Consider the following 17,428-nt stretch of genomic DNA (forward strand, 5'->3'; position numbering starts at 1 on the left):
TGTCCGGAGTGGGCGGAAACGGGTTTTCGAGGTCTACGGGAGACCCGACGTTGGGTAGTACGACAGGAACCGATCGGGGTGCGGCCGCCGGTGTGTGGCCGTCTCCGGTCACGGTGCCGAAAAGTACCGCTGACCTGTGAGCGGTGGCCCGGGAGGGGGCACGGTTCACCGATGTCGGGAAAACTCATCGACCGATCCGGGCACAACAGAGGTCTCTCAAGCGTTACACCCGCGCGACGAGGCACTAAACGAGGGGGATGGAGTTAGCAGAGATGGCCACCGACTACGACAGCCCGCGCAAGACTGACGAGGACATCAACGAGGACAGCCTCCAGGAGCTGCAGGCGCGGCGCGTGGACAAGGGCACCGGCACGATCGACGTCGACCCCGACGAGGCCAACGAAGGGCTCGAACTGCCCGGAGCGGACCTGTCCGGCGAGGAGCTCGCGGTCCGCGTGCTCCCGCGTCAGGCCGACGAGTTCACCTGCTCGCGCTGCTTCCTTGTGCACCACCGCAGTCAGCTCGCCGAACAGCGCGCCGGCCAGCTGGTCTGCAAGGAGTGCACCTGACCGGAGGGAACGGGCACCCGCCGTTCCGCTCCCAGAGCCGTCCCCAGACGCCGACCGAACGCGCCATGACCCGATGCGTCCCCTCCGGGGGCGCATCGCGCGTGTAGGGGGTTACCCTGCGGGGGTACCCGACACGCAGGGATACGAGGAGGGGCCGTGGACGACGACCAGAACCCCGAGGACACCCCGGAGGGCGCGGGCGGCGACGCCGAGCGCCGTGCGGTCGAGCGACGTGAGGTGGGCGTCCTCGTGGGACGCATCCTCTCCGAGGACCTGGCCACCACCGACGGGGACGCCGCCGAAGGCCCGGGCGCGGCCGAGCGCCGCCGACGACTGCGCGAACTCGTCACCGCCCTGGGAACCAGCGCCCGGTCCGCCGGACTGCGCGGTGTGGCCGCCGGACGGTGGCTGAGCGAGACGTTCGCCGAGGAGATCGCCCCCCGCGTCCCCATCCGCGACCACGCCACACTCGTGCGCCACCACGGCGGCCTGGACGGCGAGGAGCTCGCCGACGCCCTCCAGCGCACCGCGGTACGCACCACCACCGCCGTCGGTATGGCCGGCGGGGCCCTGTCGGCCGTGCAGTGGGCCGCGCCCCCGCTCCTGTTGGGCACGCCCGCGCGCCTGGCGGCGGAGACGCTGCTGGTCGCGGCGGTCGAGGTCAAGCTCATCGGTGAGCTGCACGAACTCCACGACGCACCGGTGGTCGCGGACGGCGCCCTGCGCCGCAACGCGGGCTATCTGGGCGCCTGGGTGCACCGCCGGGGCGTGGACCCCACCAAACCCGAGGAGACCCTCCTGCTGGCGGTGGGCGCGGCCGCCAAGACCGCGCTGCGCGACCGCCTGCTGCGGCTGATGGGCCGCAACCTCACCACCCTGGGCCCCTACCTCACCGGTGCCGTCGCCGGCGGCATCGTCAACCGCCTGTCCACCGGCGCCCTGGCGGCCAAGGTGCGGGCCGACCTGCGAGCCCAGAGCATCACCCGCGGCGAGGCGACCGGGGAACTGGAGTCCTGAACGCGGACCGGACCCGGCGGGGAGCGGCGCTCGCCGTCCCCCGCCGGGTGTGTGTACCGCGCCGGAGGCGTCCGTGGAGGGAAGCCCGCCCTCCCGCGTAGCGGCCCACGGGTGGTGGTGGGCGACGGGAGGGCCCGGCAGGTCCCCTCAGTCGGAGATGAGTTCCGGCTCCAGGCCGGCCGAGCCGAGCACCTTCTTGCGCGTGGCGCGCACGGCCAGCACTCGCGCCACCTCCACGCCCACGCCCGCCAGCACGGCCCAGCTCAGAGCGCGGCCGAGGCTCACCTCGGGGGACTCCAGGTCCGTCGGGGGCTCTTCTCCGGTCGCACGCGTCCAGGCGAAGGTCAGGGCCTTGCGTGCCACGAACTCCGCCGCGAACCCCGCCGCGAAGCCGAGGAGTGCGGGACCGAGTTCACCGCCGTCCTTCTTAGCCATGTGAATCGTTCACCGTTTCCGTTGTGCGTACGCTGGTGCGCGGGCCGCGCACCCTCTGCGTACGGAATCCTTTCACGCCCGGGACGCCGAACACAGGGGGCCCGACAGGGTGTCCGCGCTCCGGTGCCGGCCTCGTCCAGAAGGCGGAGCGAACACGCGTCGAAGAGCACTAACATTGGCGCATGACCAACGGCTCTCATTCCTTCCGCATGCCCGACAAGCCCTCGCTGGACGGTATCGAGGCGAAGTGGGTCGACGTATGGGATGAGTCCGGCGTCTACCACTTCGACCGCACCCGCAGCCGCGAGGACGTCTTCTCCATCGACACCCCGCCGCCCACGGTCTCGGGTTCGCTGCACATCGGCCACGTGTTCTCCTACACGCACACCGACACCGTCGCCCGGTTCCAGCGCATGAACGGCAAGGCCGTCTTCTACCCCATGGGGTGGGACGACAACGGCCTGCCGACCGAGCGCCGCGTCCAGAACTACTACGGCGTGCGCTGCGACCCCTCGGTCGCCTACGACCCGGACTTTCGGCCCCCGGCCAAGCCCGACCCCAAGCGGCAGGTCCCCATCTCCCGCCGCAACTTCATCGAGCTGTGCGACGAGCTCACGGCCGAGGACGAGAAGGTCTTCGAGGGCATCTGGCGCCGCCTGGGCCTGAGCGTCGACTGGCGGCACACCTACGCCACCATCGACGACAACTCCCGTACCGCCGCCCAGCGCGCCTTCCTGCGCAACCTGGCGCGCGGCGAGGCCTACATGTCCGAGGCGCCCACGCTGTGGGACGTCACCTTCCGCACCGCCGTCGCCCAGGCGGAGCTGGAGGACCGCGAGCGCCCCAGCGCCTACCACAAGGTCGCCTTCCACAAGCCAGACGGCGCCCCGGTCCACATCGAGACCACCCGCCCCGAACTGCTGGCCGCCTGCGTGGCCCTGGTCGCCCACCCCGACGACGAGCGCTACCAGGACCTGTTCGGCACCACCGTGCGCACGCCGGTCTTCGGCGTCGAGGTCCCGGTGCGGGCGCACCGCCTGGCCGACCCCGAGAAGGGGTCGGGCATCGCGATGATCTGCACCTTCGGCGACACCACCGACGTCACCTGGTGGCGCGAGCTGCAGTTGGAGACGCGTCCCGTCATCGGCTGGGACGGCCGCATCGTCGCCGACCCGCCCCGCGGCCTGGAGAGCGGTCCGGCCCGCGAGGCCTACGACACGCTCGTCGGCGCCACCGTGCACACCGCCCGTGAGCGCACCGTGGAGATGCTGCGCGAGAGCGGCGACCTGGTCGGCGAACCCACGCCCATCACCCACCCGGTGAAGTTCTACGAGAAGGGCGACAAGCCGCTCGAGATCGTCACCACCCGCCAGTGGTACATCCGCAACGGCGGCCGGGACGAGCAGCTGCGCTCGCAGCTGGTCCAACGCGGCCGCGAGCTCGTCTGGCACCCCGACCACATGCGCCAGCGCTACGAGAACTGGGTCGAGGGGCTCAACGGCGACTGGCTCGTCAGCCGCCAGCGCTTCTTCGGCGTGCCCTTCCCCGTCTGGTATCCGCTGGACGGCGACGGCAACCCGCGCTACGACGAGCCGCTGCTGCCCGGCGAGGACCAGCTGCCCGTCGACCCCAGCTCGCAGGCGCCCGAGGGCTACACCGAGGACCAGCGCGGCCGGCCGAACGGGTTCATGGGCGACCCCGACGTCATGGACACCTGGGCGACCTCCTCGCTCTCCCCGCAGATCGCCTCGGGCTGGGAACGCGACCAGGACCTGTTCGAGCGCGTCTTCCCGATGGACCTGCGCCCCCAGGGCCAGGACATCATCCGCACCTGGCTGTTCGCCACGGTCGTGCGCGCCAACTTCGAGAACGGCACGCTGCCCTGGCGCACCACGGGCATCTCCGGCTGGATCCTGGACCCGGACCGCAAGAAGATGTCCAAGTCCAAGGGCAACGTCGTCACGCCGGTGGCACTGCTGGAGAAGTACAGCTCCGACGCCGTGCGCTACTGGGCGGCCAGCGGCCGTCTGGGCACCGACACGGCCATGGACGAGGGCCAGATGAAGGTCGGCCGACGGCTGGCCATCAAGATCCTCAACGCCAGCAAGTTCGTGATGTCGGTGGCCGGCGAGGGCGCCACCGTCGACCCCTCCCAGGTCACCGAGCCCCTGGACCGGGCGATGCTGGCCGCGCTGGCCGAGGTCGTCGACGAGGCCACCACCGCGTTCGACGCCTACGACCACACGCGGGCCCTGGAGCGCACCGAGCGCTTCTTCTGGGACCTGTGCGACGACTACCTCGAACTCGTCAAGACCCGCGCCTACAACACCGAGTCCGCCGAGGGCGCCTCCGCCCGCGCCGCGCTGCTCGTCGCACTGGGCGCCCTGCACAAGCTGTTCGCGCCCTTCCTGCCCTTCGTCACCGAAGAGGTCTGGAGCTGGTGGCAGGACGGTTCGGTGCACGCCCAGGCCTGGCCCCAGGCGAGCGGGTTCCGCACGGCCGCCGCCGACGGCGACCCCGCCGTCCTGGCGGCCACCGCGGAGGTGCTGCGCGCGATCCGCAAGGCCAAGTCCGAGGCCAAGCTGTCCATGCGCGCCGAGGTCGAGCACGTGCGGGTGGCCGGCAAGCAGGCCGACGCCGCCCGGGCCGCGGCCGGGGACATCGCCGCCGCCGGACGTGCCGCGGGGATCGATTTCGAGGTCACCGACGACGGCGAGCTCACCGTCGAGGTGGTCCTGCCCGAGCCCGAGGAGCAGTAGGACCTCGTCGCGGCCCCGGACTCCGGTCCGGGGCCGCGCTGCGCGCCGAGCCGGGGTCCGGGGGGCGATAAGCTCGGCCGATGTGAGTACCACATCCCCGGAGGGCGGACGGATTCCGATCACGGTCCAGCGCCTGGACCCCGGACTGCCCCTGCCCCAGTACGCGCACCCCGGCGACGCGGGTGCCGACCTGTACACCACGACCGACGTCGTCCTGGCCCCGGGAGAGCGCGCCACCGTCCCCACCGGTCTGGCGATCGCCCTGCCCGAGGGGTACGCCGCCTTCGTGCACCCCCGTTCCGGGCTCGCCGCGCGGAGCGGCCTGACCATCGTCAACGCCCCGGGAACGGTCGACGCCGGCTACCGGGGCGAGATCAAGGTGACCCTGCTCAACACCGACCGGGACACGCCTGTGAAGCTGTCCCGCGGCGACCGGATCGCCCAGATGGTGATCCAGCGCGTGGAACGGGCGGAGTTCGCCGAGGCCGACGAGCTCCCGGAGTCCGCGCGAGGAGCGGGTGGTTTCGGTTCGACCGGGGGACACGCCGCACAGCGGTGACGGTCCCCTGACATCCCCCGGTGCGATCCCGGGACCAACGTCAATCGGAGAGGTGAAGGCGTGTTTGGACGCCGCCGCAAGAAGCGGGACCAGGAGACCGACAGAACCGCGAAGGAAGCCCCGCGTTCTCGGCGGGGAGCCGCAGGGGCGGTCTCCTTCGACAACGAGATCGAGCCCGAACGCCCCACGAGCCAGTCGCCCAAGGCGGCCGACCGCCACCGCGCCAACGGGCCCTGGGACTCGCACGAGGACTTTCCAGAGCTCCAGCGGATGGACATGGGCAGTCTCCGGCTGCCCGTCCAGCAGGGGTCCCAGATCCAGCTGAACTTCACCAAGGACGCCCAGGGCAAGCAGCGGGTCATCGGCGTGACCCTGGTGCTCGGCAAGACCTGGCTCCAGGTCCGGCCGTTCGCCGCGCCCAAGACCTCCGGTCTGTGGGACGAGCGGCGCGCGGAGATCCTCGAACAGGTCACCAAGGAGGGCGGCCGAGTCCAGGAGCACGAGGGCACGTTCGGTACCGAGATCAAGGCCCTGCTGCCGGTCAAGGGCCGCACGACCGAGGACGGCAAGCAGGTCGCCGAGCCGGTCCGCTTCATCGGCGTCGACGGCCCGCGCTGGCTGCTGCACGGCGTGATCCGCGGTGAGGGCGCCATCCGGCCCGAGAAGATGGGCGAGGTCGAGCAGATCTTCGCCGGCATCGTCGTGGTCCGCGGTGACCAGCCGGTGCCGCCGGGGGACATGCTGCAGATCGTCGTGCCCAAGAAGGTCCAGGAGCAGATGGCCGAGGCGGCCAAGGCCAAGGCGGCCGAGCGCGCGGCAGGCGGCGGCACGGGCGGGTCCGTGAACGGCGACGCGCCGGGAGGCGCCGCCGGGGGGCCCACGCAGGCCTGACCGGGGTGCGTCCGGGACCGTGGGCGCACACGAGCGGGGAAGCGCTGTCCTTCCGTAGTCTGGGACCCATGACACAGACCGAGAACAGCGCTCCCCAGCCGCTCCCGGAGGACTGGAACCGTGCCCTGGCGGTCGTCGCCCACCCGGACGACCTGGAGTTCGGCGCCTCGTCGGCGATCGCCCGCTGGACCGGGCAGGGCAAGGACGTCACCGAGCTCCTGCTCACCAAGGGCGAGGCCGGCATCGACAGCCTGCCGCCCGAGGAGTGCGCACCCGTGCGCATGGCCGAGCAGCGCGCGTCGGCCGCGACCGTCGGCGTCACCACCGTGGAGTTCCTCGACTTCCCCGACGGCACCCTGGAGTACGGGCTGCCGCTGCGCCGCGCCCTGGCGGAGGCGATCCGGCGCTACCGGCCCGACGTCGTGGTCTCCATCAACTTCCGCGAGAACTTCGGCGACATGCGTTTCTACAACCACGCCGACCACCGGGTGCTCGGCCCGGCGCTGTTGGACGCGGTCCGCGACGCCGCCAACCGGTGGGTCTTCCGCGAACAGCTCACCGACGGTCTGGAGCCGTGGTCCGGCGTCCGCTTCGTGGCCTTCGGCGGCTCACCGCGCGCCACCCACTACGTGGAGCTGGACCAGGAGCACCTGGACGCGGGCGTGGCCTCGCTCGCCGACCACGCCGTGTACCTGTCCAACCTGGACGGTTTCGACCAGGAGTCCTTCCTGCCGCAGGCCGCGGCCGCGGCGGGCACGTGGGCCGGCGTGCCGCTCGCGACCGGCTTCGAGGTCTTCGACGGCTAGGTCGCCCGGAAGACGGGGCCTTCGCGCCTTCCGGTGTGCCCGCTCGTGCCCACACCGTCGCCCGCCATCACACTCAACGGACGCCTTCGGCGCGGTCCTTCCTGCTTTGGCCCGGATGGACCCCCGGGGGTCACGGCAGGCTGCACGGCCTGCCTTCAACGCCCTGGGGCCACGGCGAGCGGGACCGCTTCGGCCCGGCTTCAGTCCTGGGCGGGGCCGGGGTCGACGGGGTCGGTGACCCGGCCCAGGAACAGGACGGCCCCGCGGCGGCGCAGGACCACCACGAACGGCCGGTCCACGGCGAAGCGCACCGGAGCGACCGGAACGGCGGCCGCCATCACCATGACCGCGGCGGTGGCGGCGGCCCCCTCGGCGCCCTTCTCGTCCACGCGCAGCACCGACTGGTGCAGCAGCGCGTCGACCTTGAGCGGCTCCTCGCTGATCCCGTCGAAGCGGGCGGTGTCGCGGGCGAACTCGGCGACCCCCAGCTCCGCCAGCGGTTCCAGCAGGGCGGAGTCGGTGTCCACGGCGAAGCGGGGCAGCGCCAGTTCGACCTGGGTGGGACGCAGGCCCTGGTACAGGGCGGTCAGGGCCTCGGCGGTCACCGGCGGCAGGGACGGCTTCGGAGCGTCGGGCAGCAGGACGTCCAAGGTGAGGTCGTGCTCGCCCTCCAGGCTGACCATGCTCCAGCCCCGCGCCGAGGCGTAGGGCATCCGTCCGGTGCGGTGCATGGTGGGGACGGAGTGCCGCCCGCCCGGCGCGTGGAAGGGCCGCTCACGGGTGTCGGACGTCTCGAACGGGTCCGACCAGACCATCTTCACCCAGAGGGCGTTGACGAGGAGCAGGCGCGTGTCGGGGCTGACGGAGCCGAAGGGCAGCAGCCTCGGGATGAGTCCGCGCGTCACGTCGCCGACCTTGGCGTTGATCCGCTCGCGCACGCCGTCGGGGTCGTCCCGGAAGCCGGCGCTCTCGACCTCGGCGCCACCGCGTGAGCGGACCTGGTCCATGAAGTCGGCCCGTACCGGCAGGTCGTCGGGCACGTAGAGGCCGTTGAGCGTGGCCAGGTCCAGGCCGTCCGCTCCTGCCACGGCCTCGTCCAGGGCCGCGAGCTGGCCGAGGAGGTCCTCGCCCAGCAGCCCCACCAGCTCGTCGCGGGTGCGTGCGGCCGCCGCCGTGGCGAGCAGGCCGAGGACGGTGCCCACCGAGTGCGGGGACCACACGTGGGACGCCCCCTCACGGGTCAGGGCACGGTCCAGGGCGGCGGCGAACGCCAGGTGGTCCGTACGCGGCTGTGTGCTGACGTGCATCTGCGTGCTCCTGAGCTCGGCGGGCAGGGCTGGGCCGGAGGCCACCGTTGAGGGTGGCGGGCCGAAGGCCGGTGGTGGGCGACGGTCTGGTCGCCGTCACCCTAGACAGTCGCGACCGCCCTGGCCAGTCCCGCCGCTCAGACCGCCGGCCCGGGGTCAACGGGGTCGGTGACCCGGCCCTGGAACAGCACCGAGCCCCGCCGGCGCAACAGGAACACGAACGGCCGGTCGACGGTGAAGGCGGTCGCCGGAGCGGGCAGGGACCCGGGCATGACCGCGACCGTGGCGGCGGCGCCCTCGGCGCCTCGCTCGTCCACCGTGAACACGGCCTGGTGGATGATGTCGCTCAGGACGAGGGGATCGCTGGTGATGCCGCCGTAGTCGCCGCCGAACAGGTGGGTCGACCCCAGTGTCGTGAGCGGGTCGCGCAGCCGGTACCGCGACTCCACTCGGAACCGGGGCAGCGCCAGCTGGACGCGTTCGCGCCGGACACGGCTGTTCAGAGCGGCCAGGTCCCCCGAGTCCGGCGTCTCCTGGTCCCCCTCCGGGAGCAGGACGTCCAGCTCCAGTCCGTGGTGGCCCGCCAGTGTGACCATGCGCCAGCCCGGCGCCTCGGCGTAGGGCATCGACCCCGAGCGGTGCATGGTGGGGACCGCGCGGGTGCCGTCCGGGGTGTGGAAGGGGCGCTCACGGGTGAGTTCGGGGCGGAACGCGTCGACCCACTCGGCCTTCACCCACAGGACGCTGAGCAGGATCACCATGGTCATCGGCGTGACGTGCTCGGGCGCGAGCAGGTCGGTGATCAGCCCCCGGGTCACCCGGGCGACGCCGTCGTTGATGCGGGCGCGCACCCCCGAGGGGTCACCCGCGAAGTCCGCCGGGTACACGCCGGCGTCGGTCCGCTCACTCAGCCGCGCACGGAACTCGGGACGCAGCCGCGCGTCGGCGCGCACGTGGAACTCGTTGGCGGCGGCCAGGGCGAGGCCGGGCTCGTCGGCGACCGCGGGGTCCAGCTCCGCGAGGCGGCTCTCGGGGTCCGCGCCGAGCAGCTCCTCCAACTGTGCGCGGGTCCGGCCGCGCGCGCCGTGGGCGAGCAGGCAGAGCACGGTGGCCAGCGAGTGCGGGGACCACACGTGCGAGGTCCCGGGGGAGAGCACCGGGCCCACCCGCGCGCCGAAGGCGAGCGAGGCGGGGTGCGGGGGCGTGTCCATACGGGGTTCCTCCTGGGGGCCAGGGCAACGGTCGGGACACGGATGGCCCCGGAGGGTGAGTTCGGGCACGGGACAAGGAGGGGGAAAGGGTACAAGGGGGGACCGATCGTCGCCAGGGCCGCTCCGGCGCCGCCCCGGGGGCGCCCGTCCGTGAAATAGGGTGGGGGCCACGGCGGGCCGCTCCGTCCGCCGCCCGCGGGAGCGGGCGCGCGGGGGAGGGGCTCCGAGCACGGAACCTGATCGGGAGCGGGATGACTGAGCAGCAGCGCGACGCCGGCGAGGGAGCCCCCGCCGACGACGGGGCCGGAAAGCCGAAGGTCACCGAGGACACCGTCGAAGCGCTGGTCCGGGCCCAGTTGGCCAAGGCGCTGGGCGGCAAGCGCGGCATGGTCGAGGCCGCGATCCCCACGCTGACGTTCACGATCTCCTACATCGTCGGCTCGGATCTGCGCCTGTCGATCTACGCCGGTGTGGCCGCGGCCCTGCTCCTCGGCGCGCTCCGGCTCCTCCAGCGCTCCTCGGTGCAGTACGTGTTCACCAGCCTGCTGGGGATCGGCATCGCCGCGCTCTTCGCGATGCGCAGCGGCAACGCCGCCGACGCCTTCCTGCCGGGCATCTACTACAACGCCATCTACGCGGTGGTGCTCTCGATCTCGGTCCTCGTGCGATGGCCGGCGATCGGGTTGATGATCGGACCGTTCATCGGCCACAAGGAGGACTTCACCTCCTGGCGGGCGGACCCGGCCGTGGTCACACTGGCCTCCCGGCTCACCTGGCTGCTGGTGCTGCCGTGCGTGATCCGGGTCCTGGTGCAGTACCCGCTCTGGCTCGCCGACCACTACGGGTGGGCCGACACCTTCGCGCTGCTGGGCCTGTCCAAGGTCGCCATGGGCTGGCCCCTGCAGGTGGCCGCCTTCGCCGCCATGGTGTGGGTGCTGGCCCGCGGCCGCACCCCCCTGGCCGCCGACCACGGCTCGCGTACGCGGGAGGACTGAGCCGGGGCGTCAGCCCTGGAGGCCGTCCTCGTCCTCGGCCGGGCCCAGGAGCCGCTCCAACGGACCGAGGGCGTCGGGTTCGGCCAGGAACACCACCGTGGCGCCCACCGACAGCGTCTGCTCGGGGTCGGGCGCGCGCACCCCGCCCGAGCCCAGGACGGCGACCAGGGCCACCCCCTCGGGCAGGGCCCGCGTCAGCTCGCGTTCCGGGCCGCCCACGAACGGGCTCGTGGCGTGCAGCACGGACTCGGCGATCTCGGCGCCGGGCAACGGGGGCAGCGTGGCCTCGTCGTCGAGGTCCTCCTCCGACGGGTCCTCGACCAGGTCGGCGATCAGCCGCGGCGGGGAGACCGCCAGGTCCACGCCCCAGGACTCGTTGAAGAGCCACTCGTTGACGGGGTCGTTGATGCGGGCGATCACCCGCGGAACGTCGAACTCGGTCTTGGCCAGCAGGGAGACCACCAGGTTCACCTTGTCGTCGCTGCTGGCCGCGATGACCACGCCGAAGTCGCCGAGTCGGGCGTCCTCCAGGGTGGCCAGCTCACAGGCGTCGGCGAGCAGCCACTCCACCTGCGGCAGGTCGTCGACCCCGATCGCCCGGGTGTCGCGGTCGATGAGCAGCACGTCGTGGCCGTTGCCCGCCAGCTCCGTGGCGATGGAGCGTCCCACGCTCCCGGCTCCCGCGATCGCGATCCGCACCTCAACCACGCCCCGTTCCGTCGTCGTCGCCGTCCAGGCGTCCCACCGTCTCCTCCAGGTCGCGCCCGAGGCCGACCACGTGCAGCACGTCACCGCGCTCCAGGAGCCCGCCAGGGCGTGCGAGCACGATCCGCCCCTGCCGGGCCACGTAGACCACCCGCAGGTCCGCGTGCTGCTCCACGTCGTCCACCGAGCGCCCGGCCCAGCCCTCGGGCAGCGCCACCTCCGTCATGGCCAGGGTCCCGGAGGCGTCCTGCCACTCGGGACCGGCGGTCAGGCGGCCGTCGCCGGGCACCATGCGGCGCAGGACCGCGTCGGCGGTCCAGCGCACGGTCGCCACCGTCGGGATGCCCAGGCGCTGGTACACCTCGGCGCGGCGGGGATCGTAGATCCGCGCGACCACGTTCTCCACGCCGAAGGCCTCACGGGCCACCCGCGCGGCGATGATGTTGGAGTTGTCGCCGTTGCTGACCGCGGCGAAGGCGCCCGCGCGGTCGATGCCGGCGGCCTGCAGGACCTCGCGGTCGTGCCCGACGCCGCGCACCCCGTGCTTGGACACCGAGCCCCGCAGCCGCCGGAAGGCCTCCGGGTCCTGGTCGATCACCGCCACGGTGTGCCCGAGGTCCACCAGTGTGTGCGCCAGGGTGGACCCCACCCGGCCGCACCCCATGATCACGATGTGCACCTGCCAGCACCCCTGTCGCGTTGTCGGTCGCGTCACGTCCGCCGGGCACGGCGTCGTTCGGCTGATGCCCGCCCTGCCGCGTGGCGACCCGGCGGCACCACCACAGACGCCCTGGCCCCGCGAGACCTCTCAGTCACACCTTGCCACAACGGCACGTCCCACTCGACGCCCCCTGCCTGGTGGGGTGGAGCGCGAGGCCACCAGGCCGGTCGCCACGTCGACTAGATTGGTGAGGATCGGTGGCTGTGCGTGCAGGGTCACCCGTAATGTGACCCGAACTGTGAAGGAACCCTTGTGACCCGTGTGGGCAACGAGTACGAACTGACCGTCGACGACGTCGCGCACGGCGGGTGGTGCGTGGGGCGCCACGACGACCAGGTGGTGTTCGTCCGCCACGCCCTGCCGGGTGAGCGGGTGCGCGTGCGCGTCACCGAGGAGACCACGCGCTTCCTGCGCGGCGAGGCCATCGAGGTCCTGGACGCCTCCCCGGACCGCGTCGAGGCGCCCTGCGCCTTCGCGGGCCCCGGCAAGTGCGGCGGCTGCGACTGGCAGCACGCGTCCCTGGAGGCCCAGCGCCGGATGAAGGCCAAGGTCGTCACCGACCAGCTCAGCCGGATCGCCGGGATCGAGCGCGAGGTCGTGGTCGAGGAGATGCCCGGCACCCCCGACGGTCTGGGTTGGCGTACCCGTGTGCGCTTCTCCGTCGACGACGAGGGCCGCGCGGGCCTGCGGCGCCACCGCGCCCATGGCATCGAGCCCGTGGACCGCTGCCTGATCGCCCACCCCGGTGTGACGGAGCTGGGGGTGACCGAGACGACCTGGCCGGACGTCAAGGAGGTCGAGGCGGTCGCCTCCTCCACCTGTGCCGACCGCGCCGTCGTCGTCACCCCCACCAAGGCCAGGCTGACCACGCTTCCCGAGCTCACGGCCTCCAGCGCGGTGCTGCGGCGCTTCAAAGGCGGCCGGGTCCAGGCCGTGCGGGGCCGCCGCGGCGTCCGCGAGACGGTCGCCGGGCGCGAGTACCGGGTGAGCGCGGGCGGGTTCTGGCAGGTGCACCCGGCGGCGGGAGAGGTCCTGACCGCCGCGGTGATGGACGCACTCAAGCCCCTGCCGGGCGAGACCGCCATGGACCTGTTCTGCGGCGCCGGGCTGTTCACCGGTGCGCTGGCCGAGGCCGTGGGCCCCGAGGGCCGGGCGATGGGCGTGGAGAGCGGCGCCGAGGCCGTCCGCGACGCCACCTACAACCTGCGCGACCTGGAGCAGGTCCGCGTCGAGAAGAACGACGTCGCCGCGCAGCTGCGCGAGTGGGCGGACGTGCGCGCCGACGTGGTCGTGCTGGACCCGCCCCGGGCGGGTGCGGGTGTCAAGGTCGTGCGGTCGGTGACCGGTATGCGGCCCCGCGCCGTGGCCTACGTGTCCTGTGACCCCGCGACGCTGGCCCGCGACCTGGCGGAGTTCGAGCGCAGCGGCTACCGGTTGACGGATGTCCGCGCCTTCGACGCCTTCCCGATGACCCACCACGTGGAGTGCCTGGCGGTGCTGGAGCCCGTGCAGAAGGCCCGCCGCCACCAGGAGCAGGACCAGGACTGATCCGGCCGATGCGATGACGACGGCGCGCGCCCCGGTCCCGAGCGGACCGGGGCGCGCGCCGTTCGTGCGCCACTCGTGCGTCAGGAGGCGGGGCACCGGGCGGCGTCGGAGTCGCCATGGCCGCTCACACGCAGGTGGGACCCTCGCTCCAGACCATGTGCATCTCCGGATCGAGTTCGGGGAACACCCGCACCCAGTCGGTCGGCATGGCCGGGACGTCCGCGTTCCCTGTGACGGACACTCCCACCAGCTCGGCCAGTTCGAGGGTGGTGCCCTCACGGGTGGACAGCGGCACCCAGTGCTCCGCCAGGGTGTCCGCCATCCGCTCCCGGGGAACGTCCTCGATCAGGGCGCGCAGCAGCACCAGGTCCGGCAGGGAGGGCGAGTATTCGCTGGACAGCGTGGCCGCGGCCTCCAACCGGTCGGTGGCGGGCACGCCCTGGACGGTGCTGGCCAGCCACGCCGCGATCACGAATCTCGACTGCCCCGTGCCCTGGCACCATTCCCAGGCGTACTCGCCCAGGCCCAGCGCGGCCAGGGAGGCCGAGCCCACCAGGGACGCCCGCATGTACGGTTCTCCGGTCTCCAGGTACTCGAACATGGTCACGGAGTCGTCGAGCCGCACGTCCATCTCGCGGTTGAAGGAGTCCCCGTCCTGCCAGATGACGGGCAGGTCGTCCCGGGCGGCCTCGGGCAGCAGGGCCAGGGACGGCCCGATCGTGTCGTGCCACTCGTCCACCCAGGCCTCGTACCCGGGGAGCGGGCAGTACGTGATGCCGTCGCGGACCTGGCACTGTTGCGCGGTCGCCCCGTGGATCGCCGTGTCGGGGAAGCTCGTGCCATGGGGGTAGGCCAGGCGCCCGTAACCGACCGTCCCGGCCACCCCGGCGAGCAGCGCGGCCGCGGCCGCCAGCAGCGCCCTGCGCTGGGCGGGCCGGGAGCGCGCGGCCGCGATGACCGCGATCAGCAGCGCCGTGACCAGGAGCGTGTAGGTGAGCTGGAGGGCGGCCAGGGGGGTGACGGCCGGGCCCCGGACGGTGAACGGGCTCTGGGCCAGGTCGGTCAGCCGGGAGATCTGGTAGACGGCGGTCCCCAGACCCAGGTCGACGATGGAGTACTGGTACAGGAACAGGGCCGGAACGGCCAGGCCCAGCGCCACCAGGGGCATGTAGCTGCGCGTCCAGGCGACCACGGCGATCGACGCCAGCGGCCCCGCGCCCGCGATGAGGAAGGGGGTGGGGTGGGCGTAGGGGCTCAGCGTGCCGGCCGGAGGAGCGGACCACATGAGCGGGTGCAGCAGTGCGGCCGCCGCCATGATCGCCGTGGTGAGCAGGACGGCGGCCGTGCTCACGGCCAGCAGCCGTCCCGTGGGGCCCAGGGCGGCGACGGTCCTCCGCGAGTGCCCGACCTCGCGCATCACGGGGAAGACCACCACGGCGGCGGTCGTCACCGCGATCACCGCCGCGGTGCCTTCGAGGCTCGCGTGGTACTCCGTCAGGGTGGGAGCCGCCGGTTCCCAGTAGCTCGGCCAGGCATAACTGAAGACCGCCACGGTCACGCCGATCCACAGCAGCGGGTTGACCGCCATCCGTCGCGCGTCGAACGCCGTCAGCCGCGCGAAGGTGGCAGCTCGGCTCACCGCGTGCTCCGCTGCACGCCCGTGAGCAGCAGGTAGGCGTCCTCCAGCGTGGGCTCGACCTGGGCCCGGTCCCCTGGCGGCGCCTGATCGCTGCGTTCCGTGGTGAGGACGCGGTAGCGGCCGTCGGCCAGCCGCCACGTGGTCACCCCGTCCCGGGGCCGCCCGGTCTGCTCCCAGACATGGCCTCGGGCGCGGCCGATCAGGGTGCCCGGGGAACCGTCGAAGACCACCCGTCCCCGGTCCAGGCACACCACTCGCTGGCACAGCGCCGACACGTCCTCGATCTGGTGGGTGGACAGCACCACGGTGCTGTCCACGGCCAGTTCCGAGACGAGGTTGCGGAACAGGATGCGCTGTTCGGGGTCCAGGCCGATGGTCGGCTCGTCGAGCAGCAGCAGTTCGGGGTCGCCCATCAGGGCCGCGGCCAGCGCCAGCCGCTGGCGCATGCCCCCCGACAGGCGCCGCACCCGGGTATGCCGGCGCTCGGTCAGGCCCACCCGGTCCAGGCTCCGGCGGATCTCGTCGTGGCGGGCCCGGCGCCCGCCCAGTTCCTTGAGCACCGCCATGTAGTCCAGCAGCCCGAAGGCGGTGAAGTGCGGGTAGAACTCCGGGTTCTGCGGCAGGTAGCCCAGCCGCCGCCGGATCTCGGTGCGCCCGGCGGCGTCATCGGGATCGCGGCCCAGCACGCGCAGACGGCCGGCGCTGACGTCCAGATCGGTGGCCAGGCTGCGCAGGAGGGTGGTCTTGCCCGCGCCGTTGCGCCCCAGGAGCCCGGTGACCCCGGTTCCCAGGTCCAGGTCCACACCGTCCAGGGCCCGGCGTGATCCGTATCTGCGGACCAGGCCGCGCGCGTGGATCGGTGCGGTGATCGTGGTCGTGGCGCTCACGCCGTCCTCACCCTCAGCACGAGCGCGCCGACCAGGGCGGCCAGCGCGGCGGCCCACCACAGCTGGGACACCGGGGCGAACAGCTCCAGGACGGAGGCGTGGTCGGTGACGGTGAACAGCACCATGGCGACCACCCACAGGCCGCCCACCGCGGCGCCCGCGGCGCTCATGTGCAGCCAGCGGCTGAGCAGGAGCGATCCGGCGACCAGTGTCAGGGACGGCAGCAGCCAGAACCCGGCGGTCCACAGGGTGGCGGGAGAGGGCATGAGCACCGCGGCCACGGTGCACATCACCAGCGCGGGGACCAGGACCGCGCACGAGCGCAGGAACAGCAGCCGCTGGCCCGCCATCGGCGTGACCGACGTGAGGGTGTGGGCGGGGTCCACGCCGCGACCGTAGGCGAGGGCGACGCCGACCAGGGGCACGATGGGCGCGGTGACGGCGAACAGCAGGGAGCCGCGCGGCAGGTGGTGGGCGCTCAGCAGCGCGGCGGCCAGGACCACCACGGTGGCCACGAGCCAGGCGCGGTAGAGCTGCGGGGTGGCGGTCAGGAGTTTGGCGGTGGTCTGGCGCAGGCCGAGCGTGGTCAGGCCGCGCTCCAGCAGGCCGACGCGGGGCCGGTCCACGATGTCGCGCAGGTCGGCCCAGCTGTCGGCCAGCCACGCCTCGTCGGCCGGGACCAGGGATCGGCAGGGCGAGCAGTGCATGAGATGGGCCTCCACGGACATGGCGGTGACGTCGTCGACGGTGGACGACACGTACTCGTCGACTTGGGCAGGGGTCAGGTGCCAGCTCATGTCAGTGCCTCCCGTAGACGTGCCTTGGCGCGCATCACCCGTGTCTTGACCGTTCCCTCCGGGATCTGGAGGATCTCGGCGGCCTCGCGCACGGTGAGTCCGTCCAGGACGGTGGCCTGGATGGCCGAGCGCAGTTCGGGCGACAGGGTGTGCAGGGCGGCGCCCAGTGGCCCGTGCTCGATGTTGAGCAGCACGGTGTCCTCGGCGGAGGCGTCGCCGATGGTCTCGTAGGGTTCGGAGTCGCTGTCGGCGATCCATCGGTTGGCCCGCTTGCGCAGCTGGGAGATCAGCTGCCGGATCGCGATCGTCCACAGCCAGGCGCCGGCGTCGGGGTCTCCGGGGCGGGGAGTGAACGACCCGGCGTTCTTCCACACCGCCAGGAAGGTCTCCTGGAGGGCGGCGTCGAGTTGGTCGGGGTCCGAACAGCGGTAGCGCAGCCGGGCCCGCAGCCAGGGCGCGTGTCTGCGGTGCAGGATTTCCAGGGCCTCGGTGGAACCGTCGGCGACGGCCGCCAGCAGCACCGCGTCGGTGCTGTCAGGCGAGGGAGCGCGTCGTCGGGCGCGGCGGAGCAGCTTCACGTGA

At 72.7% G+C, this 17,428-nt stretch carries 17 protein-coding genes; 8 read left to right on the forward strand and 9 right to left on the reverse strand.

Annotated features, from left to right (window positions below):
* The first annotated feature begins 272 nt into the window (after window positions 1-272).
* Entirely contained in the window at window positions 273-569 is a 297-nt protein-coding gene (locus DFP74_RS17605; protein ID WP_121182870.1) for a DUF4193 domain-containing protein, read from the forward strand.
* A 156-nt stretch (window positions 570-725) separates the two neighbouring features.
* Window positions 726-1,586, forward strand: a complete 861-nt coding sequence (locus tag DFP74_RS17610; RefSeq protein WP_121182872.1) for a hypothetical protein — start codon at window positions 726-728, stop codon at window positions 1,584-1,586.
* A 147-nt stretch (window positions 1,587-1,733) separates the two neighbouring features.
* Here DFP74_RS17610 and DFP74_RS17615 read toward each other — a convergent pair whose 3' ends face one another.
* On the reverse strand, window positions 1,734-2,021 hold the full coding sequence (locus tag DFP74_RS17615; protein ID WP_121182874.1) for a DUF4235 domain-containing protein: 288 nt from the start codon (window positions 2,019-2,021) through the stop codon (window positions 1,734-1,736).
* A 182-nt stretch (window positions 2,022-2,203) separates the two neighbouring features.
* Between DFP74_RS17615 and valS the strand changes: the two genes are divergently transcribed.
* The 4 genes from valS to DFP74_RS17635 all read left to right on the forward strand — a co-directional run bounded on the left by valS (window position 2,204) and on the right by DFP74_RS17635 (window position 7,036).
* Complete coding sequence (gene valS, locus DFP74_RS17620) at window positions 2,204-4,780, forward strand: valine--tRNA ligase (RefSeq protein WP_121182876.1); 2,577 nt, start codon at window positions 2,204-2,206, stop codon at window positions 4,778-4,780.
* 82 nt (window positions 4,781-4,862) lie between these two features.
* Window positions 4,863-5,339 (forward strand): dUTP diphosphatase, encoded by a 477-nt coding sequence (gene dut, locus DFP74_RS17625; protein ID WP_121182878.1) that lies wholly within the window; start codon window positions 4,863-4,865, stop codon window positions 5,337-5,339.
* A gap of 60 nt (window positions 5,340-5,399) precedes the next feature.
* Window positions 5,400-6,230, forward strand: coding sequence for a DUF3710 domain-containing protein (locus DFP74_RS17630; protein WP_121182879.1), 831 nt, complete (start codon window positions 5,400-5,402; stop codon window positions 6,228-6,230).
* A 68-nt stretch (window positions 6,231-6,298) separates the two neighbouring features.
* Window positions 6,299-7,036 (forward strand): PIG-L deacetylase family protein, encoded by a 738-nt coding sequence (locus DFP74_RS17635; RefSeq protein ID WP_121182881.1) that lies wholly within the window; start codon window positions 6,299-6,301, stop codon window positions 7,034-7,036.
* A gap of 200 nt (window positions 7,037-7,236) precedes the next feature.
* On the opposite strand, the gene DFP74_RS17640 is transcribed toward DFP74_RS17635, so the two are convergent.
* Both DFP74_RS17640 and DFP74_RS17645 read right to left on the reverse strand, forming a co-directional pair.
* Entirely contained in the window at window positions 7,237-8,343 is a 1,107-nt protein-coding gene (locus tag DFP74_RS17640; protein ID WP_121182883.1) for a serpin family protein, read from the reverse strand.
* A gap of 137 nt (window positions 8,344-8,480) precedes the next feature.
* Window positions 8,481-9,554, reverse strand: coding sequence for a serpin family protein (locus tag DFP74_RS17645; RefSeq protein WP_121182885.1), 1,074 nt, complete (start codon window positions 9,552-9,554; stop codon window positions 8,481-8,483).
* Window positions 9,555-9,805: 251 nt separating this feature from the next.
* On the opposite strand from DFP74_RS17645, the gene DFP74_RS17650 reads away from it, so the two are divergent.
* Window positions 9,806-10,549, forward strand: coding sequence for a DUF3159 domain-containing protein (locus DFP74_RS17650; protein WP_199725688.1), 744 nt, complete (start codon window positions 9,806-9,808; stop codon window positions 10,547-10,549).
* Window positions 10,550-10,558: 9 nt separating this feature from the next.
* On the opposite strand, the gene DFP74_RS17655 is transcribed toward DFP74_RS17650, so the two are convergent.
* Window positions 10,559-11,257 carry a TrkA family potassium uptake protein gene (locus DFP74_RS17655; protein WP_121182889.1) on the reverse strand — a complete coding sequence of 233 codons (699 nt, stop codon included), beginning with the start codon at window positions 11,255-11,257 and terminating at the stop codon, window positions 10,559-10,561.
* A complete protein-coding gene (locus DFP74_RS17660) occupies window positions 11,250-11,933 on the reverse strand; it encodes a TrkA family potassium uptake protein (protein WP_121182891.1) in 684 nt (227 codons plus the stop codon). The genes DFP74_RS17655 and DFP74_RS17660 overlap by 8 nt, the downstream gene beginning before the upstream one ends.
* A 294-nt stretch (window positions 11,934-12,227) precedes the next feature.
* Here DFP74_RS17660 and DFP74_RS17665 point away from each other — a divergent pair, with 294 nt between their 5' ends.
* On the forward strand, window positions 12,228-13,523 hold the full coding sequence (locus DFP74_RS17665) for a class I SAM-dependent RNA methyltransferase (RefSeq protein ID WP_121182893.1): 1,296 nt from the start codon (window positions 12,228-12,230) through the stop codon (window positions 13,521-13,523).
* A 124-nt stretch (window positions 13,524-13,647) separates the two neighbouring features.
* Here the strand turns inward: DFP74_RS17665 and DFP74_RS17670 are convergent, their stop codons facing one another.
* From DFP74_RS17670 to DFP74_RS17685, 4 genes are read right to left on the reverse strand one after another with little or no spacing between them, the layout of a single operon-like run.
* Window positions 13,648-15,162 (reverse strand): hypothetical protein, encoded by a 1,515-nt coding sequence (locus tag DFP74_RS17670; RefSeq protein ID WP_121182895.1) that lies wholly within the window; start codon window positions 15,160-15,162, stop codon window positions 13,648-13,650.
* On the reverse strand, window positions 15,159-16,049 hold the full coding sequence (locus tag DFP74_RS17675; RefSeq protein WP_121182897.1) for an ATP-binding cassette domain-containing protein: 891 nt from the start codon (window positions 16,047-16,049) through the stop codon (window positions 15,159-15,161). Before DFP74_RS17675 ends, DFP74_RS17670 begins: the two co-directional genes overlap by 4 nt.
* Complete coding sequence (locus tag DFP74_RS17680; protein ID WP_121182899.1) at window positions 16,046-16,846, reverse strand: zf-HC2 domain-containing protein; 801 nt, start codon at window positions 16,844-16,846, stop codon at window positions 16,046-16,048. The genes DFP74_RS17675 and DFP74_RS17680 overlap by 4 nt, the downstream gene beginning before the upstream one ends.
* A complete protein-coding gene (locus DFP74_RS17685) occupies window positions 16,843-17,424 on the reverse strand; it encodes an RNA polymerase sigma factor (protein ID WP_121182901.1) in 582 nt (193 codons plus the stop codon). Before DFP74_RS17685 ends, DFP74_RS17680 begins: the two co-directional genes overlap by 4 nt.
* Window positions 17,425-17,428 lie beyond the last annotated feature (4 nt).

It is taken from the genome of Nocardiopsis sp. Huas11 (assembly GCF_003634495.1).
GTDB lineage: Bacteria > Actinomycetota > Actinomycetes > Streptosporangiales > Streptosporangiaceae > Nocardiopsis.

What these genes read in the sequence shown, in the direction of transcription:
- DFP74_RS17615 (WP_121182874.1), bottom strand. Translation starts at nt 2,021, where the DNA reads ATGGCTAAGAAGGACGGCGGTGAACTCGGTCCCGCACTCCTCGGCTTC.
- DFP74_RS17680 (WP_121182899.1), bottom strand. Translation starts at nt 16,846, where the DNA reads ATGAGCTGGCACCTGACCCCTGCCCAAGTCGACGAGTACGTGTCGTCC.
- DFP74_RS17605 (WP_121182870.1), top strand. Translation starts at nt 273, where the DNA reads ATGGCCACCGACTACGACAGCCCGCGCAAGACTGACGAGGACATCAAC.
- DFP74_RS17650 (WP_199725688.1), top strand. Translation starts at nt 9,806, where the DNA reads ATGACTGAGCAGCAGCGCGACGCCGGCGAGGGAGCCCCCGCCGACGAC.
- valS (WP_121182876.1), top strand. Translation starts at nt 2,204, where the DNA reads ATGACCAACGGCTCTCATTCCTTCCGCATGCCCGACAAGCCCTCGCTG.
- DFP74_RS17640 (WP_121182883.1), bottom strand. Translation starts at nt 8,343, where the DNA reads ATGCACGTCAGCACACAGCCGCGTACGGACCACCTGGCGTTCGCCGCC.
- DFP74_RS17635 (WP_121182881.1), top strand. Translation starts at nt 6,299, where the DNA reads ATGACACAGACCGAGAACAGCGCTCCCCAGCCGCTCCCGGAGGACTGG.
- DFP74_RS17645 (WP_121182885.1), bottom strand. Translation starts at nt 9,554, where the DNA reads ATGGACACGCCCCCGCACCCCGCCTCGCTCGCCTTCGGCGCGCGGGTG.